Origin of the sequence: Cupriavidus sp. L7L (assembly GCF_004353535.1) — a bacterium.
GTDB classification, from domain to species: Bacteria; Pseudomonadota; Gammaproteobacteria; order Burkholderiales; family Burkholderiaceae; genus Cupriavidus; species Cupriavidus oxalaticus_A.
Window position 1 is genome coordinate 23352 of the sequence record NZ_SMNY01000024.1, and the last position, 12450, is coordinate 35801.

At 69.4% G+C, this 12450-nt stretch carries 13 protein-coding genes; 2 read left to right on the forward strand and 11 right to left on the reverse strand.

Annotated features, from left to right (window positions below; all coding sequences use genetic code 11):
- Window positions 1–151 precede the first annotated feature (151 nt).
- Together E1J61_RS22185 and E1J61_RS22190 are read right to left on the reverse strand one after the other, a co-directional pair.
- Window positions 152–1036, reverse strand: a complete 885-nt coding sequence (locus E1J61_RS22185) for a class I SAM-dependent methyltransferase (RefSeq protein WP_133096153.1) — start codon at window positions 1034–1036, stop codon at window positions 152–154.
- Window positions 1037–1144: 108 nt separating this feature from the next.
- Window positions 1145–1390, reverse strand: a complete 246-nt coding sequence (locus E1J61_RS22190; RefSeq protein WP_133096154.1) for a hypothetical protein — start codon at window positions 1388–1390, stop codon at window positions 1145–1147.
- A gap of 92 nt (window positions 1391–1482) precedes the next feature.
- Here E1J61_RS22190 and E1J61_RS22195 point away from each other — a divergent pair, with 92 nt between their 5' ends.
- Window positions 1483–2352, forward strand: coding sequence for a DUF72 domain-containing protein (locus tag E1J61_RS22195; protein ID WP_133096155.1), 870 nt, complete (start codon window positions 1483–1485; stop codon window positions 2350–2352).
- A gap of 6 nt (window positions 2353–2358) precedes the next feature.
- Here the strand turns inward: E1J61_RS22195 and E1J61_RS22200 are convergent, their stop codons facing one another.
- From E1J61_RS22200 to E1J61_RS22230, 7 genes are read right to left on the reverse strand one after another with little or no spacing between them, the layout of a single operon-like run.
- Window positions 2359–2703 carry a Na+/H+ antiporter subunit G gene (locus E1J61_RS22200; protein ID WP_133096156.1) on the reverse strand — a complete coding sequence of 115 codons (345 nt, stop codon included), beginning with the start codon at window positions 2701–2703 and terminating at the stop codon, window positions 2359–2361.
- 12 nt (window positions 2704–2715) lie between these two features.
- Window positions 2716–2988, reverse strand: coding sequence for a K+/H+ antiporter subunit F (locus E1J61_RS22205; RefSeq protein ID WP_133096157.1), 273 nt, complete (start codon window positions 2986–2988; stop codon window positions 2716–2718).
- On the reverse strand, window positions 2973–3476 hold the full coding sequence (locus tag E1J61_RS22210; RefSeq protein WP_133096158.1) for a Na+/H+ antiporter subunit E: 504 nt from the start codon (window positions 3474–3476) through the stop codon (window positions 2973–2975). The genes E1J61_RS22205 and E1J61_RS22210 overlap by 16 nt, the downstream gene beginning before the upstream one ends.
- A gap of 3 nt (window positions 3477–3479) precedes the next feature.
- Window positions 3480–5018 carry a monovalent cation/H+ antiporter subunit D gene (locus tag E1J61_RS22215; protein WP_133096159.1) on the reverse strand — a complete coding sequence of 513 codons (1539 nt, stop codon included), beginning with the start codon at window positions 5016–5018 and terminating at the stop codon, window positions 3480–3482.
- A complete protein-coding gene (locus E1J61_RS22220) occupies window positions 5015–5398 on the reverse strand; it encodes a Na+/H+ antiporter subunit C (protein WP_133096160.1) in 384 nt (127 codons plus the stop codon). Before E1J61_RS22220 ends, E1J61_RS22215 begins: the two co-directional genes overlap by 4 nt.
- Window positions 5398–8202 (reverse strand): monovalent cation/H+ antiporter subunit A, encoded by a 2805-nt coding sequence (locus E1J61_RS22225; RefSeq protein ID WP_133096161.1) that lies wholly within the window; start codon window positions 8200–8202, stop codon window positions 5398–5400. Before E1J61_RS22225 ends, E1J61_RS22220 begins: the two co-directional genes overlap by 1 nt.
- Before the next feature lie 10 nt (window positions 8203–8212).
- Window positions 8213–8392 (reverse strand): hypothetical protein, encoded by a 180-nt coding sequence (locus E1J61_RS22230; RefSeq protein ID WP_133096162.1) that lies wholly within the window; start codon window positions 8390–8392, stop codon window positions 8213–8215.
- Window positions 8393–8661: 269 nt separating this feature from the next.
- Here E1J61_RS22230 and E1J61_RS22235 point away from each other — a divergent pair, with 269 nt between their 5' ends.
- On the forward strand, window positions 8662–9459 hold the full coding sequence (locus E1J61_RS22235) for a crotonase/enoyl-CoA hydratase family protein (protein WP_133096163.1): 798 nt from the start codon (window positions 8662–8664) through the stop codon (window positions 9457–9459).
- Between the two features lie 24 nt (window positions 9460–9483).
- Here E1J61_RS22235 and E1J61_RS22240 read toward each other — a convergent pair whose 3' ends face one another.
- Together E1J61_RS22240 and E1J61_RS22245 are read right to left on the reverse strand one after the other, a co-directional pair.
- Window positions 9484–11565 (reverse strand): acyl-CoA-binding protein, encoded by a 2082-nt coding sequence (locus tag E1J61_RS22240; RefSeq protein ID WP_133096164.1) that lies wholly within the window; start codon window positions 11563–11565, stop codon window positions 9484–9486.
- A gap of 34 nt (window positions 11566–11599) precedes the next feature.
- Window positions 11600–12415 (reverse strand): IclR family transcriptional regulator, encoded by an 816-nt coding sequence (locus E1J61_RS22245; protein ID WP_133096165.1) that lies wholly within the window; start codon window positions 12413–12415, stop codon window positions 11600–11602.
- Window positions 12416–12450: the final 35 nt, after the last annotated feature.

The following is a 12450-nucleotide window of genomic DNA, read 5'->3' on the forward strand; positions in this document are numbered from 1 at the left end:
GGTGTGCCAGGCTCCGTGCTGCGGGCGGTGATCCGTATCAATCCAGTGTAGGGAATAAGCCGTTTTCCGGCAGCCCGGCGCGTGGCCTGGCGCGTGGCCTGACGGGCGGACCGATGGCGCGCTTGCCGCTGGCGCCATGCCCGGACATCCGTCACGCGCCGGCGCCGGCCATCACCACGTGCGCCTGCATCGGGCCGGAGACCGGACCGTCCCCATATGCCGCCACCAACGCCCGTGCGCACGCCTCGGTCGCCCGCGCCAGCGCGTCGGGACCGCGCCGCTCCAGGTCCGCGCGCAGCGGCGTGCCCTGGCAGTACGCCACCGCGGGGATGCGGGCGTCATCGGCGCGGCTGGTGGCGGTGACGGTCTCGAACAGCGGCGGCGCGGTAAAGCCGCCCTGGCGCAAGTCCTGCTCGATCGCCACCTGGCTGTGATAGCCGTGTGGCGTGCGCACCATGAAATCCGGCGGCGATTCGGGGAACAGGCGCGCCAGCGCCGCCGTGACATCGCGGGCGAAGGCGTTGAATTCGATCCGGTCCCAAACGTTGAACGCCAGCGTCCCGCCCGGCACCAGCACGCGGCGCGCCTCGGCGAAGGCCTTGGCCTTGTCCGGGAAGAACATCACGCCGAACTGGCAAGCCACCAGGTCGAAGCTGGCATCGCCGAACGGCAGCGCCATCGCGTCGGCCTCCCGCCAGGTCACGGGGCGCTCCGTGCCCTCGGCCTGGGCCCGCGCCAGCATCGGCGCATTGAGGTCGGTGGCGACGATGATGGCGTCGGGCGCGAGCCGGCGCGCCAGTTCGCGCGTGAGCACGCCGGTGCCGGCAGCCAGTTCCAGCACCCGGCGCGGTTGCAGCGCGGTGATGCGTTCGGCCAGGTCGGCGGCATAGGGCGCAAAGATCATCGGCACCATCAGCGACGCGTATACGTCGGGAATCGCACCCGCAAAAATGTGGTCGAAATTCGGGTGGTCGGCATTCGGCTGGTCGGCATTCGGCTGGTCGGCATTCGGCTGGTCGGCATTCGGCAAAGCCATGGAAGTCCCCTTGCCCGGCGCGCTGGAAGCCGGGATCGCCTCAGTGTGTGTAGGACACCTGGCCGCGAAAGTAAACCAGACGGCGCTGCCTGCCGTGGCGCAACGTCGTCAGGGCCGTCCCAGTGCCTGCGCTTCCTTCATCTGTGCGTTGGCGAATTCGAGCATGCGCAGTACTTCGTCGAATACCGGCAGCGCGTGTTCCCGGTCCGGCACCTCGGGCATGCCGGCGCGGTCGGCGGCAACGCCCCGGATCAGGTCTTCCAGGAAGCCGGGCTGGCTGGCCTCGGCGCGCTGCAGCAGCAGGTGCAGCAGGTAGGCGCAGGCATCAAGGCGCGAAACTTGCGTGGCAGTCATGGAACTTTTCCTCCTGTAGGCATTGGCAAGGCCTGCGCGCCGTGCGTGGCGTGCATATTGGAAAAAAATACAGGGCACTCGCAGGCAAGGCAATGATCCGGATCGGCATCTCGGGCTGGCGCTACGACGGGTGGCGCGGCGTGTTCTATCCCAAGGGGCTGGCGCAACGGCGCGAGCTGGAGTTCGCCTCGCGCGCGGTCGATTCCATCGAGATCAACGGCTCGCACTACGCGCTGCAGACGTTGCGCAGCTATCGCGCGTGGTACGACGCCACGCCCGACGATTTTGTCTTCAGCGTCAAGGGATCGCGCTACCTGACGCACATGCTGCGCGTCCGCGACGACAAGGCGCGCCCGGCCATGGCCAACTTCCTGGCGTCCGGCGTGCTGGCGCTGGAGGAAAAGCTGGGCCCGATGCTGTGGCAGTTTCCGCCCAGCTTTGCCTTCGATCCCGAGCGGATGGAGCGCTTCCTTGCCCTGCTGCCGCATGACACCCACAGCGCGCGCGAACTGGCGCGCGAGCATGACAGCCGGGTCAAACAACCCTGGTGCGAGACGCGGCGCCGGCGCCGGATCCGGCACGCGGTGGAGATCCGGCACGACAGCTTCTGTACGCCCGAATTCCCGGCGCTGCTGCGACGCCACCGCGTGGCGCTGGTGATCTCCGACGCCGTCGCCGACTGGCCCTACGCCGAAGACATCACCAGCAATTTCCTCTACCTGCGGCTGCACGGCAGCCAGACGTTATACGGTGGCAGCTACTCCGACAAGGCGCTGCACCGCTGGGCCGCGCGGCTGGAAAAATGGGCCAGCGGCCACGAACCGGCCGATGCGCAGCGGATCTCGCCCAGGCGGCCGCGCAAGGCGGCGCACCGCGACGTCTATTGCTATTTCGACAACGACAAGAAGGTCAAGGCGCCGTTCGACGCGCAGCGCCTGATGCGCCTGCTGCAGAACGCCTGAAGGCCATCAGTCGCGGATGCGCGGCATCCAGCCGCTGCCACGCGTGCGCGGGTCCACCGGCAGCTGGCGCTGCAACGCGGCCTTGGACAGCATGTGCGCACTGATCGGCGCGGTCAGGAACAGAAATGCGGTTACCAGCAGCTCATGCAGGCTGGCATTGCCGCGGAAGCTGAAATACGCCACCGACGCCAGCACCACCCCGCCCACGCCCAGCGTGGTCGACTTGGTGGGCCCGTGCAGCCGCATGAAGAAATCCGGCAGGCGGAACAGCCCGATCGCCCCCACCAGCATGAATACGCTGCCGGTCACAAGCAGCGCGCAGACAACGAACTCCGCAACGGGATGCAGCATGGCCATGGCTCCTCAGTATTCGATGATGTCGCCGCGCTGCAGGTACTTGGCCAGCGCCACCGTGCCGACGAAGCCCATCACCGCGATCAGCAGCGCCGCCTCGAAGAACATCGCCGAATCGAGCCTGATGCCCAGCAGCACAATCAGCGCGATGGCGTTGATATTGAGCGTATCGAGCGCCACGATGCGGTCCGGCAGGCTGGGTCCGCGCAGCAGCCGCGCGAAGGTCAGCAGGAAAGCCAGCCCGAGGATGGCCAGGCACACCGGTATCACGATGGCAAGCATTGGAAGATCTCCTTCAGCGGGATTTCATAGCGCGACTTGATGCGTTCGACCAGCGCCGCTTCTTCTTCCAGGTCGAGCACATGGACCAGCAGCGCGCGCCGGTCGTCGCTCAGTTCTGCGCACAGCGTGCCGGGGCTCAGCGAGACGATGCTGATCAGCGCCGTGGTGGCCAGTTCGTGCTCCACATCCAGCGGCACCACGATAAAGGCCGGCCGCAACCGCGCGGTGCGGCCCAGCACCAGGATCGCCACTTCGATATTGGCCATGACGATGTCGATCAGCACATGGATGCTCAGGCGCAGGATCAGGTCGGGACGCGACAGCCGGAACGCGCTTAGCACCAGCCAGCGGTCGGCCAGCCGGCCGATGGCCCAGCCGAGCAGCGCGCCCAGCAGCCAATGCCCGGGGGCGATGCTGTTGGCCAGCATCAGCCACATCAGCAGCAGGATCAGGCTGAGCCAGGGATGCGGCAGCAGGCGGTGCAGCATGGCCTACTCCTTCTGCGCGGGCAGCACGGCCCGCATGTAGGCCGCGCGGTCCAGCAGCTGCGCGGCGGCGTCCGCCATATATTCGGTGGCCGGCCGCGCGTACACGGTCAGCGCGACGTTGCCCGCCAGCAGCAGTGCGCAGCAGGCCAGCTTGCGCGGGTCCGGCCGCACGCGGGCGCGCGCGGGGCTGGGATGGTCCTCGTCGAGATGCTCGGCGCCTTCCGGAACCTGCGCCGCCTCATGCGGCAGGCGCCACAGCAGCCGCGTGCCGGTGCGCGACACCGCGATCAGCAGCAGCAGGCTCGACAGCAGCACCACCGGCCACAGCGCCGGCATCCACGGCGCCGGGGTCGCGCGCAGGATCATGGCCTTGCCCAGGAAACCCGACAGCGGCGGCAGGCCCACCGCCGCGAGCACGCCGACCAGGTACAGCACCCCGGCCAGCCGCGAGGCCACCGGCGGCGCGCCGTCGTGCGCGGGATCCGGCTCCAGCGCATCGGCCAGCAGGAACAGCCCCGCCGTGCACAGCGTGGTGCTGGGCAGGTAGTACAGCGCGGCGGCCCAGCCGGCTTGCGTCTGCATCGCCACGCATGCCGACAGCAAGCCCACCGACGCTACCACCAGGTAGCTCGTCATCGCGCGCAGCGTGCGGGCGGCCACCGCGCCGATGCCGCCGATCGCCAGCGTCACCAGCGCCAGCGGAAACACCCAGTCATCCAGGAATGGCCCCAGCAAGTCCTGCGCGCCGCCGAACAGCAGCGCGGCACAGCGCAGCATGGCGTAGATGCCCACCTTGGTCATGATGGCGAACAGCGCGGCGACCGGGCCGGTGGCGCTGGCGTAGGCGCGCGGCAGCCAGAAGTACAGCGGGAACAGCGCCGCCTTGAGCGCGAACACGAGCATCAGCATGACGCCGGCCGCTACCGCGAGCGGCAGGTCCTGCGCCGGCAGGCCGGCCAGCCGCAAGCCCAGGTGCGCCATGTTGAGCGTGCCGCCGAGCCCGTACAGCACGCCGATCGCCACCAGGAAGAACGACGACGCCACCAGGTTCAGGATCACGTAATGGAACCCGGCGCCGATGCGCGCGCGCCCGGCGCCGTGCACTAGCAGCGCGTAGGAGGCGATCAGCAGGATCTCGAAGAAGACGAACAGGTTGAACAGGTCGCCAGTCAGGAAGGCGCCGTTGAGGCCCATCAGCTGGAACTGGAACAGCGCGTGGAAATGCCGGCCCTGGCGCGCGGTGCCGTCGCCTGCCGCGGCCAGCGCCGCGACGGCCAGCACCGCGGTCAGCGCCAGCATCATGGCGCCGGTGCGGTCCAGCTGCAGCACGATGCCGAACGGCGCGGCCCAGTTGCCCATCGCATAGACCTCGATGGCGCCGCCTGCCGCGTGCTGCATCAGCATGATGGCCACCGGCAGCAGCAACAGTGTCGCTACCGCGCACACGGCGCGCTGCGCGCGCAAGGCCGTCGCCGGCATCGCAGCCAGCAGCGCGCCGGCGAACATCGGCAGCAGGATGGGGAGCAGCACGGCGTGGTTCATGGGCGTGGCCCCCGCGCTTCATCGTCGCCGTCCGGGTCGTGCACCGGGGCGCCTTCCGGCTCGCCGGCGGCATCGACATGGTCGCTGCCGGTCAGTCCCAGCGAACGCAGCGCCAGCACCACGGCAAACGCCGTCATGCCGAACGCGATCACGATGGCGGTCAGCACCAGCGCCTGCGGCAGCGGATCGGCGTAGCTGGCGCCGGGCACGATCACCGGCGGCCGGCCGATCGACAGGCGGCCCATGCCGAGCAGGAACAGGCTGACCGCATACGACAGCAGCGTCAGGCCCAGCACCACGGTGAAGACGCGCTCGCGCAGCAGCAGGTAGATGCCACAGGCAGCCAGGATGCCGATCGTCACGGCATAGAGGGCGGCCATCAGTCGTCCTCCGTAGCGCGCGCGGGCGGCAGGTTGCGCACCCCAAGGTGCGAGACGATGACCAGCGTGGTCCCGGTCACGGTGCAGAACACCCCAAGGTCAAAGATCATGGCCGTAGCCAGTTCGATTTCGCCGATGCCCGGCAGGTGGAAATGCCCGAACGCCGTCGTCAGGAACGGGTAGCCGAAGGCCAGGCTGCCGAGGCCGGTCAGCCCCCCCAGCAGGATGCCGGCGCCGGCAATGGCGCGGTAGTCCGGCGCGATGCGCGCTTCGGTCCAGCGTACGCCGTTGGCCACGTATTGCAGCAGCAGCGCCACCGACGTGGCCAGCGCCGCGATAAAGCCGCCGCCGGGCAGGTTGTGCCCGCGCAGCAGGATAAAGACCGCCACCAGCAGCGTCAGCGGCAGCATCAGCCGCGCCAGCATGGCCAGCAGCAGCGGATGCGCCTGGCTGGTCCACGGCAGCCCGTCCGGCGCGGCCGACGGCGTCGGCAGGCGCATGCCCTTGAGCAGCGCCTGCACCGCCAGGCCGGCGATCAGCAGCACGCAGATCTCGCCCATGGTATCGAAGCCGCGGAAGTCCACCAGCAGCACGTTGACCACGTTGTGGCCGCCGCCGCCCGGCACCGCCTGCTCGACATAGAAGGCCGATACCGGGTCGAACGGGCGCGTCATCACCGCGTAGGCTGCCACCGCCAGCAGCGTGCCGCCGCCCAGTGCCAGCATCACGTCGCGGATGCGGCGCGCAGGGCCGCCCTGCTCGGCCGTCTCGCGCGGCAGGTAGAACAACGCCAGCACCAGCAGCAAGACCGTCACCACTTCCACCGACAGCTGCGTCAGCGCCAGGTCCGGCGCCGAGAAGCGCAGGAACACCAGCGACACCATCAGCCCGCAGCCGCTGAGCAGCACCAGCGCCGCCAGCCGCTGCCCGCGCGCGGCCACTACGGCAAGCGCCAGCACCGCCAGTATCGCCAGCGCCGCGGCGCCCATCGGGTCGAGCGCGCCGGCCGGGACGGTGCCGGCGAGCGTGTCGAGATCGGCCAGGAACCACGCCGGAATCGCCAGCAGCGCCAGCAGCATCCAGGCGATATAGCCCGGCAACGAGCCGCTCTCCAGCGCGCGCGTGATCGCGGTGGCAATGCGCTCCAGCGCGCGCATGCCGCTCTCGAACGAGCGGCGCGCGTTCAGGTGCTCGAGCGACTGCTGCCAGCGGCGCAGCGCATCGCGGCGCAGGAAGAACAGCGCCGCGCCGCCGGTCATGGACAGCAGGCTCATCAGCAGCGGCAGGTTGACGCCATGCCACAGGTTCAGGCTGTACGGCGGCAGCGGCGCGCGCAGCGTGGCCAGCGACGCCGCCGCCAGCAGGGTGCCTACCGTGTAGGCCGGCACCAGTCCCACCACCAGGCAGATCACGACCAGGAACTCCACCGGCACCTTCATGAAGCGCGGCGGCTCGTGCGGCGGATAGTTGGGAACGTCGGGCTGCCTGCCGCCAAAGAACACGCCGTAGATAAAGCGCAGCGAATACGCCATCGTCAGCGCGCCGGCCATGGTCGCCGCCGCCGGGATGACCCAGTTGAATTCGCCCAGCAGGCCCTGCGCCAGGGTCTCGCCAAAGAACATTTCCTTGCTGAGGAAGCCGTTGAACAGCGGCACGCCCGCCATTGACAGCGACGCCACGATCGCCAGCACCGCCGTATGCGGCATGTAGCGCGCCAGCCCGTGCAGCCGTTCCAGGTCGCGCGTGCCGGTCTCGTGGTCGATGATGCCGGCGGCCATGAACAGCGACGCCTTGAACACCGCGTGGTTGATGATGTGGAAGATCGCCGCCACCGTGCTCAGCTGGGTATCGAGCCCGAACAGCAGCGTGATCAGTCCCAGGTGGCTGATGGTGGAATACGCCAGCAGCCCCTTGAGGTCGCGCTGCAGCAGCGCCATCGCCGCGCCGAAGATCAGTGTGGCCAGCCCCGTCATGCTGACCAGGTAGAACCAGCCGTTGGTCCCGTCCAGCACCGGGTACAGCCGCGCCAGCAGGAACACGCCGGCCTTGACCATGGTGGCGGAGTGCAGGTACGCGGATACCGGCGTGGGCGCGGCCATCGCCTGCGGCAGCCAGAAGCTGAACGGGAACTGCGCCGACTTGGTAAAGACCGCCAGCAGGATCAGCACCAGCATCGGCATGTAGAGCGGGTGGCGCTGCACGTTGCCGGCCTGCGCCAGCACCACCGACAGTTCGAAGCTGCCGCAGATATGGCCCAGCAGCAGCACCGCGGCCAGCAGCGCCAGCCCGCCGCCGCCGGTGACGGCCAGCGCCATGCGGGCGCCCTGGCGGGCATCGCCGCGCCACGACCAGAAGCCGATCAGCAGGAACGACAGGATGCTGGTCAGCTCCCAGAACACCACCAGCAACAGCAGGTTGCCGGCCAGCACCACGCCCAGCATGGCCGCCATGAACAGCAGCAGCAGGCAGAAGAAGCGCACCGCCGATGCATTGCGCGCCAGGTAGTAGCGCGCGTACAGGATCACCAGCAGGCCCACGCCGACCACCAGCAGCGCAAACAGGTAGGCCAGGCCGTCCAGGCGCAGCGACAGGTCGAGTCCGAGCGCAGGCAGCCAGCTCACGCGCCAGGCAAGGCCGTCCTCTGGCTGGTCGAAGACCGCGCCGCGCAGCTGCAGTAGCAGTACCAGCGCGACCAGCGGCAGGCCGACGATGACGGGCGCCACCAGCCGCGGCGCGCGCATGCCGATCACCCAGGTCAGTCCGGCGGCCAGCAGCGGCAGCGCGAGCAGCAGCGGCAGTTCCATGGGCGCCGCCTCAGGCCCGGGCCGGCGCGCGCGCCTGCGCGGCCCGGGACAGGCCGGGGCTGCCCAGCACCGGCGAGACATGGGCAACATGCACGGACAAGGGCCCGGCCAGCAGCGGGCGGCTGGCCAGGCGGCGGGCGGCGGCAACGCTGTCGGGCGATCCGTCCATCGCGAGTACGACGACTGTCATGGGCAGGGATCCAGGATTAACAAGGCAGCGGGCAGGCTGCCCCCTACTTTCCGGATTCTGGGGGTATTGCGCAAGTCATGCGTGGCCTGCTACCGGCTGCACGAAAGAATTCATCGCCCTGCATAACATACTGAAGTCCCGAGAATCGCCCCGGCAATCGATACATGCCCGCTATCGCCCGCCAACAAATGAATATTGGACGCGGCCGCCCCGGCTGACTTAGCCTTGGCGGCAGCAACTGAACCCGATGCCCCCCGGAGACACCCACCATGAGCAACTTCCTCCTCTACGAACAGGACGGCCACATCGTCACGCTGACGATGAACGAGCCCGGGCGCCGCAACCCGCTGACCGGCAACACCGCGGTGGCGGAGTTCCTGGCCGCGATCGAGCGCATCCATGCCGACCGCAGCGTGCGCGCCGTGGTCATCACCGGCGCCGGCACGGCGTTCTCGTCGGGCGGCAACATCAAGGACATGGAACGCCAGGCCTCGGGCCAGGTGCCGGGCATGGAGATCCGGCAGGACTACCGCTGCGGCATCCAGCGCCTGCCGCTGGCGCTGTTCAACCTGGAAGTGCCGGTGATCGCCGCCGTCAACGGCGCCGCCATGGGCGCGGGCCTGGACCTGACCTGCATGTGCGATATCCGCATCGCTTCGGAACGCGCGCAGTTCGCCGAATCATTCGTCAAGCTCGGGATCATCCCGGGCGATGGCGGCGCCTGGCTGCTGCCGCGCGTGATCGGGCTGTCGCGTGCCGCCGAGATGACCTTTACCGGGCAGGCGATCGATGCAAAGACCGCGCTGGAATGGAACCTGGTGTCGCGCGTGGTGGCGCCCGAGGCGCTGCTGCCGACCGCATATGAGCTGGCCGGGCGCATCGCGGCCAACCCGCCGCATGCGGTGCGGCTGGCCAAGCGGCTGATGCGCGAGGCCATGCACACGCGCCTCGACACGCTGCTGGAATTGTCGGCCGGCTTCCAGGCGCTGTCGCACCAGACCGCCGACCACCGCGAGGCGGTGCAGGCTTTCCTGGACAAGCGCACGCCGGTGTTCAGCGGCAGCTGATCGCGGCAGCTACGCAACCCGGCTTCAGGCGGATTGCGTTTCCGCCGCCTTGAGCTGGTTGACCAGCGCCACGTAGTCGCGCATGGCCTGCTCGCGCGGCAGGCCGCGCCGGGCGGCCCAGGCGTCGTACTTGGCGCGCCCGACCATGTCCATCATGCCCGGGCGGTCACCGCTGGCGTCGCCGGCGCTGCCTTGCTTGTAGAGCGCATAGAGCGACAGCAGGGTGTCGTGGTCGGGCGCCTGGCGCAGCGTCTTCAACAACGCGGCGGCGGCCTCGAAGGCCTTTTCGGCCGGGCTTGGCCCTTGCAGCGCCGGCGTGCCGCCGAAGTACGCATCTTCCAGCGCCACTTCGTCCGGGAACCACCGCCCCTCCAGCAGCTTGCCGTCGCGCAGCGCAAACGCCAGCACGCCCTGCGAGGCCAGCGTGCCGCTGCGCAAGGTCGCAGGCACCACGGCCATGCCGGTGTTGAGCACCGGCGCGCCGAACGCGGTGAACGCCAGCCCCGCATCCGCCCACTCGCGCAGCCGCGCCAGGCCACGATCGCCACGATAGACCCCGCTGGTCCGGTTGGCGCCCGGCTGGAACCACGCAAAATCGCCCTTGCCGCGCGCATACAGTGCGGCAAGGTCGCCCTGCTCCAGGTCCGCGCGCGCCGCCGCCAGCAGCCCGGTCACCTGGTCCGGCGTCATGCGCGCATCGTCGCGCTCCGCACCCGCCATGCCTAGCGACGTGCCCACGCTGGCCTCGAAAAATTCAACCACGTTGCGCGCCACCAGCTCGCGGTCATTGTCGACGCAGACCATGTGGTAGCTGTCTTCCAGCACCAGCATGCGCTGCAGCCCCTTGCGCACGTAGCCGCGCAAGCGATCGACTTCGCGGATGCACGCCAGCGGCACCCACTGGTAGTGGAAGTTCTCGCCGCGCGCGAACTTGGCCTTGACGATCTCGCGCAGCTGTTCGTTCTTGATGCCGAACGGCTCTTCCTCTTCCACCTTCATCCGGTTGGGAACGCCTGGAATCCGGTACAGCAGCGGACGCAGGCCGCGATACCACGGCGTGGCCCAGCCGTCGATATAGACCGGCGGCGCCAGCGCCACCAGCCGGCCCCTGGTGTGCTGCTCGCGCTTGACCGTTTCCACCGCCAGCAGCGCGCCCATGCACATGCCCATCACGTGCAGCGTTTCATGCTGGTCGATGATCTCGCGGTATTTGGCGCGCACCGCCTCGAGCCAGTCCTCGGCGCGCACGCCGCACAGGTCTTCGGGTTGCGTGCCGTGTCCCGGCAGCGTCAGGGAGTGCGTGACAAAGCCGGCGCGCTTGAGGCGCTTGTGCATCGAGCCCAGGTCATACTCCGTGCCGCCCAGGCCGTGGATCAGGAACACGCCCGGGTCAGACATGCGCGGGTCCGCGCCGGCGCGGCGCAGCAGTGCCGCCACCTGCTCTACCTTGCCGTCCGCGCCGCGGATGCCGGCCAGCCGCTCATGCACGTGCAGGCGGCCGCTGCCCGGCAGCGTCACGGCGTATTCCTGCACGCTGTCGGGCGCATCGCCGCGCGCCACGGCGGACCAGGTGGCCTGCACCAGCCCGCGGTCGGTGGCGTCGATATGGTCCAGCCATTCGTCGACGCTGTTGACGTCGCGGATCGTGTCGCCGAGCAACGCCGCCGCGCCCTCGCTCCATGTAGCGCGGCCGGTGACCGCGTCATACTCGACGCTGGCCACGCCCACCGCCTGCAGCGTGCGCGCATAGCGCAGGCGCCAGGCACGCGCTTCCTCCAGCGCGGTGCGGCGGCCCTCGGACAATGCGCGGCCGAGCAGCATCACCAGCGCCCAGACAATGACAAAGCCCTGCACCTCGACCACCGCTTCGCCCGGAAAGCCTTCGATGACGTTGAACGGGCCGGCACCGGCCGCGGTGCGGTGGATGATCAGCAGGCAGCCCAGCAGCGTGGCAATGGCACCGCCGCGCGGTCCCCACAGCAGCGCGGTGGCAAGCAGCAGCGGCATCGGCACGTAGGCCAGCGTGGGCGCAAGGCCGCCGAAGCGCTGCGCGGCGTTGTCCGAATGTTTGTGACTCAGGATAGTCGCCAGCCCGCCCGGGGCCAAGACAAGTCACCCCGCCTGGCGGGGCGCCGGAACGTCAGCCTGACACCCCGATGGCCCCCTCCACGTTGCGCACCAGGCTGACCAGCCGCGGGCCGATGTCTTCCTCGATCTGCTTGCTCTGCGGGCTGAACACCGGCACCGACGCGGCAAAGATCCACGCTTCGCCATCGCGCCGTGCGCGCATCGGCACGGCAACGGATTCCACCTCGCGATGCAGGTCGCGATGGCCGCGGCAGAAGCCGTGCTCCTGCAGGTCGCGCGCGGCATCCTTTAGGCGCTGCTGCAGCCAGTCAGCGCGGGCCGGATCGGCGGCGCGCAGCTGGGCCAGATACGCCTCGCGCTCGGGCTCGGGCATCAGCAACAGGTAGCCGCGGCCCGAACCGGTGCGCGAGATCGAGACCCGGGTGCCGACCTCGGGCCGGAACACATGGCTGCCCACGCCCTGGGCGATCTCGACGTAGGTCATGGCGTTGCCGTTGCCGACGATCAGCTCGACCTGCCCGGCGATGTGGTCGGCCAGCTCCTGCATGGCCGGCCGCGCCAGCTGGCGCACCGTCATTCGCGCCAGCGCGGGCGCGGCCAGGTTGACCAGCCCGACCCCCGGCACGTAGCGCGACAGGCGCTCCGAATAGTGCAGCAGGCCCAGTTCGCACAGGGTGTCGAGCAGGCGGAACAGCGTCGGCTTGGCCAGCCCGGTGCGCTCCATCAGCTCGCGGCTGCTCAGCTCCTGCACCGTTGGCGAGAAGCAGTTGAGGATCGAAACGCCCCGCGCCAGCGCGCTGACGAGGCGCGACTCGCCATCGGCATCGGCGGGGGGCGGGGTCAGGGAGGCATGTGCTTCATTGGTCATAACCGGGCCTTCGTCTGGATTTTTTTGATACCAGC